The sequence below is a fragment of the Pectobacterium sp. CHL-2024 genome, assembly GCF_044751765.1.
In the GTDB taxonomy this organism is placed as follows: domain Bacteria; phylum Pseudomonadota; class Gammaproteobacteria; order Enterobacterales; family Enterobacteriaceae; genus Pectobacterium; species Pectobacterium brasiliense.
Genome location: NZ_JBIXKO010000002.1, coordinates 406,830 through 413,286 on the forward strand (window position 1 = coordinate 406,830; position 6,457 = coordinate 413,286).

The 6,457-nt window shown below is 50.4% G+C and carries 5 protein-coding genes and 3 tRNA genes; 3 read left to right on the top strand and 5 right to left on the bottom strand.

Going from position 1 to position 6,457, the window contains the following annotated elements; all coding sequences use genetic code 11:
* Nucleotides 1–97: 97 nt before the first annotated feature.
* The gene (gene srmB / locus ACIPUG_RS06725; RefSeq protein ID WP_039284402.1) at nt 98–1,423 is read left to right on the top strand and encodes an ATP-dependent RNA helicase SrmB; all 1,326 of its coding nucleotides are present in this window, start codon (nt 98–100) and stop codon (nt 1,421–1,423) included.
* A 69-nt stretch (nt 1,424–1,492) separates the two neighbouring features.
* On the opposite strand, the gene grcA is transcribed toward srmB, so the two are convergent.
* Nucleotides 1,493–1,876, bottom strand: a complete 384-nt coding sequence (gene grcA, locus ACIPUG_RS06730) for an autonomous glycyl radical cofactor GrcA (protein ID WP_005973551.1) — start codon at nt 1,874–1,876, stop codon at nt 1,493–1,495.
* A gap of 407 nt (nt 1,877–2,283) precedes the next feature.
* On the opposite strand from grcA, the gene ung reads away from it, so the two are divergent.
* Nucleotides 2,284–2,970: a uracil-DNA glycosylase gene (gene ung / locus ACIPUG_RS06735; RefSeq protein WP_012822888.1), complete on the top strand. Its 687-nt coding sequence runs from the start codon at nt 2,284–2,286 to the stop codon at nt 2,968–2,970.
* 192 nt (nt 2,971–3,162) lie between these two features.
* Here ung and ACIPUG_RS06740 read toward each other — a convergent pair.
* The 3 genes from ACIPUG_RS06740 to ACIPUG_RS06750 all read right to left on the bottom strand — a co-directional run bounded on the left by ACIPUG_RS06740 (nt 3,163) and on the right by ACIPUG_RS06750 (nt 3,484).
* A tRNA-Ala gene (locus ACIPUG_RS06740) sits at nt 3,163–3,238 on the bottom strand.
* 47 nt (nt 3,239–3,285) lie between these two features.
* Nucleotides 3,286–3,361: transfer RNA gene (locus ACIPUG_RS06745), tRNA-Ala, on the bottom strand.
* A gap of 47 nt (nt 3,362–3,408) precedes the next feature.
* Nucleotides 3,409–3,484 (bottom strand) — tRNA-Ala (locus tag ACIPUG_RS06750).
* 280 nt (nt 3,485–3,764) lie between these two features.
* Here ACIPUG_RS06750 and ACIPUG_RS06755 point away from each other — a divergent pair.
* The gene (locus ACIPUG_RS06755; protein ID WP_400337956.1) at nt 3,765–4,619 is read left to right on the top strand and encodes an alpha/beta hydrolase; all 855 of its coding nucleotides are present in this window, start codon (nt 3,765–3,767) and stop codon (nt 4,617–4,619) included.
* 68 nt (nt 4,620–4,687) lie between these two features.
* On the opposite strand, the gene gltX is transcribed toward ACIPUG_RS06755, so the two are convergent.
* Nucleotides 4,688–6,103, bottom strand: coding sequence for a glutamate--tRNA ligase (gene gltX / locus ACIPUG_RS06760; protein ID WP_039499521.1), 1,416 nt, complete (start codon nt 6,101–6,103; stop codon nt 4,688–4,690).
* Between the last annotated feature and the right edge of the window lie 354 nt (nt 6,104–6,457).

Consider the following 6,457-nt stretch of genomic DNA (forward strand, 5'->3'; position numbering starts at 1 on the left):
GTGAAACATCAGTACAGGAAAAGTGCCGATGTCTGCTTAAACAGGTGAAGAAACCGGCCAATCCGTCTATAATCGGCGCCCCAAATAGAGGTAGACCATGACTGTAACCAATTTTTCCGAGCTTGATCTTGATGAAAGCCTGTTAGACGCCCTGCGCGACATGGGCTACGAGCGCCCGACCGTGATTCAAGCTGAGGCGATCCCTCCGGCGATGGAAGGCCGCGACGTACTGGGCTCCGCGCCAACAGGAACAGGTAAAACCGCCGCCTATCTGCTGCCGGTTTTGCAGCATCTTATCGATTTCCCTCGTAAAAAATCGGGTCCACCTCGTATTCTGATCCTCACACCAACCCGTGAACTCGCCATGCAGGTAGCCGATCAGGCGCGAGCGTTTGCAGCGCATACGCACCTTGATATCGCCACGATCACCGGCGGCGTGGCCTACATGAACCACGCAGAAGTCTTCAGTGAAAATCAGGATATCGTCGTCGCGACGACGGGCCGTCTGCTGCAATACATTAAAGAAGAAAACTTCGATTGCCGCGCGGTAGAAACGCTGATTCTGGATGAAGCAGACAGAATGCTGGATATGGGCTTCGCTCAGGATATTGAACACATCGCCGGAGAAACCCGCTGGCGCAAGCAAACGATGCTGTTTTCTGCGACGCTGGAAGGGGACGCGATCAAAGATTTCGCCGAGCGCTTGCTCAACGAGCCCGTTGAAATCGAATCCGACCCATCGCGTCGGGAACGTAAAAAAATTCTGCAATGGTATTACCGCGCTGACGATCTCAAACACAAAACGGCGCTGCTCTGCCACCAGTTAAAACAACCGGATGTGACGCGTTCTATCGTCTTTGTACGCAAGCGTGAGCGTGTGCATGAGCTGGTTGCCTGGCTACGTGAAGCGGGCATTAACTCCTGCTATCTCGAAGGCGAAATGGTGCAGGCCAAACGTAATGAGGCGATCAAACGTCTGAGCGACGGGCGTGTCAACGTGCTGGTGGCAACCGATATCGCCGCGCGCGGTATTGATATTGACGATGTCAGCCACGTATTTAACTTCGACTTGCCGCGCACAGCCGATACTTACCTTCACCGTATCGGCCGTACTGGTCGCGCCGGTCGTAAAGGCTGTGCTATCTCTTTTGTCGAAGCGCACGACCATCTGCTGCTGGGAAAAATCAGTCGCTACTTGAATGAACCGCTAAAACCGCGCGTCATTGAAGAACTCCGCCCGGCGACTAAAGCGCCAAGCGCCAAAACGACGGGCAAACCGTCGAAAAAAGTGCTGGCTAAGCGACAAGAGAAAAAAGAGAAGGAAAAAGAAAAAGTTAAGGTAAAAGTTCGTCATCGCGATGCTAAAAATATTGGTAAGCGTCGTCAACCAACGCAGAAAACCGACGAACCCTCTGCCGAGTAAAACCTCGATAAAATAGAGACATAAAAAAGGGAGCTTCGGCTCCCTTTTTGTTAAGGCTTGAGTAACAACTTACAGGCTTGCGGTAAAAGTACGAGCGATAACGTCGCGTTGCTGCTCTGGCGTCAGTGAGTTGAAACGCACAGCGTAGCCAGATACGCGGATAGTCAGCTGCGGATAGTTTTCCGGATGCTTAACGGCATCTTCCAGCGTCTCACGGCGCAGAACGTTTACGTTCAGGTGTTGACCGCCTTCCACACGCACTTCAGGTTTGATTTCCAGCGGAATTTCACGATACTCGATCTGACCCAGATCGCTCACCGGAACGATTTGATCTTCGCTATAACCCGATTTAGCACACACGCAACGCGCCTGTGATTTTTCTTCATCCAGCAACCAGAAAGAATTGATCAGCGCGCTGTCGTTAGCCTTGGTGATTTGAATACCAGTAACCATAATTGCCTCCGTAAAACGGCGTGTTATTGTCTTAGTTAAAAACGAACGTAGTTAAAAACTGACTTAGTTAAAACTGACTGAGTTAAAAACGGTTTTAGTTAAAAACGGCCAGATTTCGTAACGGTCGTATAAAACTGTTTGTATCTACCCCCTTATATACCAGCCTGATAACGGGACATCCTTGACTTAAATCAATTTTAAAACCCCACCACTTAACTACACGAAGGCAATTTATTGTTTTATATCAATATTACCAAGACGCCGAATTGCAAATATTTTTGTAAATTTTCAATTTTTTTTCAAAAAAGGCGTTTTCATTGCGACAGCAACGGTTACGGTTTTACCTCGGCACGATAGATCGGTAAGCTACCCGCAACACCATTCAACCTGTAAAAAAAGAGTGCATGATGGCGACCTCTCTCACCTGGCATGACGTGCTGGCACAAGAAAAGCAGCAGCCTTACTTCATTAACACCCTTGAATTCGTTGGGAAAGAACGCGCAGCGGGTAAAACTATCTATCCTCCGCAGAAGGATGTTTTCAACGCGTTCCGCTTTACCGAACTGCATCAGGTCAAAGTCGTCATTCTGGGACAAGATCCCTATCACGGCCCAAATCAGGCACACGGACTGTCGTTCTCGGTACGTCCTGGCGTACCCGCTCCGCCTTCTCTGGGCAATATTTATAAAGAATTAGCGAGCGACATCCCTGGATTTGAAATTCCACGGCATGGTTTTCTACAAAGCTGGGCGGAGCAAGGCGTTTTACTGCTCAACACGGTATTAACCGTTGAAGCAGGACAGGCACACTCTCATGCTAATTTGGGCTGGGAAACGTTTACTGACCGCGTCATCGCGGCATTGAATGAGCAGCGGGAAGGTCTGGTCTTTCTGCTATGGGGATCGCATGCACAGAAAAAAGGCAACATCATTGATCAGCAGCGTCACCATATTCTGAAATCACCGCACCCTTCCCCTCTATCTGCACACCGCGGTTTCTTGGGTTGTAAGCATTTTTCGCAGGCTAATCAGCTTTTGGAACAGCAAGGGCTGTCACCAATAGACTGGACGCCAAGGCTCCCGGAAGAGGCTTAAGCGATAACGGTTTGGTTGTCTTCAAAAAATGAAGGCAGCCAACTGTCGTTTACAAAGAATGATTCACAAAAAATCGTTTATAAAGAATGGTTTACAAGTAATCACTGACGAACGTATTAAGCAAATGAAAAACGTTAATTGAATAGGGAGAAATTGAAAAAACGGAATGAAACAAGGAGTAATGCGATGATTTGGTGGAGCTAAGCGGGATCGAACCGCTGACCTCTTGCATGCCATGCAAGCGCTCTCCCAGCTGAGCTATAGCCCCACAACGTGTGGAATGTTCGTGATAATCAACCAAACAGAGGGAGTGTTTGGTGGAGCTAAGCGGGATCGAACCGCTGACCTCTTGCATGCCATGCAAGCGCTCTCCCAGCTGAGCTATAGCCCCACAACGTGTGGAATGTTCGTGATAATCAACCAAACAGAGGGAGTGTTTGGTGGAGCTAAGCGGGATCGAACCGCTGACCTCTTGCATGCCATGCAAGCGCTCTCCCAGCTGAGCTATAGCCCCGTATCTTACAGCATCACCGTGAAAGCAAGTACTGTGCGAACGCGTCGCATAATATGAAACCCGATTCGCAGTGTCAACGGCTAAATCCGGTTATCCGATTAACCGCTGAAAAAGACGCCAAAGGTAAGAAAAAACAGGCGGCCATTTCGATGTCATCTCATCATAAGCACAATAAAAAGCTGCTAACGATAACGCGATTTATTATCATCACTTCACGTTACGCTTCTGCCTCCTATATAAGCCCCATCACATGCGCTATTTTCCTATGATTGTATTTTCTATGATGGTATCTGCCTCTGGCATGTTGCCTGTTCGTGCACAGCCCACCATTCCCGATATGACCGAACAAGCGAAAGCTCAATTTGAGATCAGGCAAATTGAGATGAAAAGCGATGCGCAGCATGCCTATCGGCTTTTTATCGCACTTCCCCGCCAACCGGCACCTGAAGGGGGTTATCCGGTTCTGTATATGCTGGACGGCAATGCTCAGTTTCCCGTTGCCGTAAATAGCTATAATGCAAAAAATGGCGCTGCACCGCTGATTGTCGCCGTGGGTTATCCGATCGATAAGCCTTACGATGTCCCCGCCAGAACGCGTGACTACACGCCACCGACAACGCTCACCGACCCAGATTTTGCCGCAGGCGGCGAAGCTGAGGCGTTTTATCAATTCCTGCAATCCACGGTAAAACCCTGGGTTGAAGCGAACTACGCCGTGAATAAGCAAAAACAAACGCTGGCCGGACACTCTTTCGGCGGTCTGTTTACGCTCTATACGCTTTTTAACCACACCGAATCTTTCCAGCGTTATGTTGCCGCAAGCCCGTCTATCTGGTGGGGAAATGGCGTTGTGATTCCGACAAGAACGCCGCTGCTCGCGACACCGCCACAATCCATTACCGTCACGGCAGGGGCAAATGAAGATGAGCCAGCCAAAACGCAGGCGGGTAAACCTGTTGATGAAAAGCGGGCAGAGCGTCTCAGCCAAAGAAAAATGGTGGAAAGAGCAACAGCGCTGATCGCACAGCTCAACGAACAAGGCACAAAAGCCGACTTTATTCTGTTCCCCGGTAAAGGGCACGGCGACGTGATCCCCGATGCCATCGGTAAAGCGGTTGCTATCGCCGGTCAATAATGCGCTAAGTCATAAATAAAAAGCCCCAGCATTTGGCCGGGGCTTCTTGTCTATTCATGCAGTAGGGCTTATTGCTGCGCTTCACGCTCAGCAATGAATGCCAACGCTTTATCAATACGCGCCAGCGAACGCTGTTGACCAATCGCATGCACAGTCACGTCAACGCCCGGAGACTGACCCGCGCCGGTTACCGCAACGCGCAGTGGCATACCGACTTTACCCATGCCCTGACCCAGCTCGTCCGCCGTGCCCTGAATGGCATGATGGATATTCTCCGGCGTCCAGCTCGTTATCGCGGCCAGCTTCTCGCGTACCAGCTCAAGCGGCTGACGGGCAACCGGGCGCAGGTGTTTCTTCGCAGCATCGGCATCAAACTCAGCAAAATCTTCATAGAAATAACGGCAAGAGTCCGCCATTTCTTTCAATGTTTTGCAGCGTTCGCCCAGCAAACCAACCAGTTCGCTCAGCTGCGGCCCAGTGCGGGTATCAATTCCAGCCTGCTCGATATGCCATGACAGATGCGTCGCCACGTATTCTGCGGGTAAATGGTTAATATAGTGATGGTTCAGCCACTGCAGCTTCTCAGTATTGAAAGCGCTCGCCGATTTGTTGACGGCATCCAGCGAGAACAGCGATTTCATCTCATCTATAGAGAAGATTTCCTGATCGCCAGACGACCAGCCTAAACGCACCAGATAGTTCAGCAGTGCTTCCGGCAGATAGCCGTCATCGCGGTATTGCATTACACCCACAGCGCCGTGACGCTTGGACAATTTCTTACCGTCGTCGCCCAGGATCATCGACACATGCGCATATTCCGGCACTGGTGCGCCCAGCGCTTTCAGGATGTTGATCTGGCGCGGCGTGTTGTTGATATGGTCTTCACCACGGATAACGTGCGTGATTTCCATATCCCAGTCATCGATAACGACACAGAAATTGTAGGTCGGTGAACCGTCAGTACGACGGATAATCAGGTCGTCGAGCTCCTGATTGCTGAATTCGATCGGCCCGCGAATGCGGTCATTGAAGATGACCGAGCCTTCCTGCGGGTTGAGGAAACGCACGACGTGCGGCTCATTATCAGCATGATGTTCGTGAGAGCCACGGCAACAGCCGTCGTAACGTGGTTTTTCGCCGTTTTCCATCTGCTTTTCACGCAGCGCTTCCAGACGTTCTTTAGAGCAATAGCACTTATAGGCCGTACCGTTTTCCAGCATCTGATCGATTACGGCGTTGTAACGGTCAAAACGTTTAGTCTGGTAGTACGGGCCTTCATCCCAGTTCAGGCTCAGCCAGTTCATACCATCCATAATGGCATCAATCGCGTCCTGAGTTGAACGCTCCAGATCGGTATCTTCAATACGCAGCACGAACTCGCCGTCATGATGACGGGCAAACAGCCAGGAATACAGTGCGGTACGAGCGCCGCCGACGTGGAGATAGCCAGTAGGACTAGGGGCGAAACGGGTTTTGATTTTCATTTGGGATTACAGCCTTATTACGCAACGGCTGTCGGCATAGACCGACATAAGCTCAGAGAACAAAAGTGGGCAACATTCTATCACTCTGCTTCGATTCCTCAACGCCGTAACATGCCGCACATGCTTTTATTCTGCTAGCGATGGCAAGATAACAGGCTGAATTGCGCAAGGATGCAGCACCAACGGCGATAAATACGACGTCTTGACTAATTTTGCAACGAACAATCATTTTAGTTTTAAAAAGCGTTGACTCACATTCAAGGATCCCTATAATGCGACTCCACACAGCGGGGGTGATTAGCTCAGCTGGGAGAGCACCTCCCTTACAAGGAGGGGGTCGGCGGTTCGATCCCG

Excerpts from the sequence above, each read along its gene's own strand:
- ACIPUG_RS06755 (WP_400337956.1), top strand. The coding sequence starts at position 3,765 with ATGATGGTATCTGCCTCTGGCATGTTGCCTGTTCGTGCACAGCCCACC.
- grcA (WP_005973551.1), bottom strand. The coding sequence starts at position 1,876 with ATGGTTACTGGTATTCAAATCACCAAGGCTAACGACAGCGCGCTGATC.
- gltX (WP_039499521.1), bottom strand. The coding sequence starts at position 6,103 with ATGAAAATCAAAACCCGTTTCGCCCCTAGTCCTACTGGCTATCTCCAC.
- srmB (WP_039284402.1), top strand. The coding sequence starts at position 98 with ATGACTGTAACCAATTTTTCCGAGCTTGATCTTGATGAAAGCCTGTTA.
- ung (WP_012822888.1), top strand. The coding sequence starts at position 2,284 with ATGGCGACCTCTCTCACCTGGCATGACGTGCTGGCACAAGAAAAGCAG.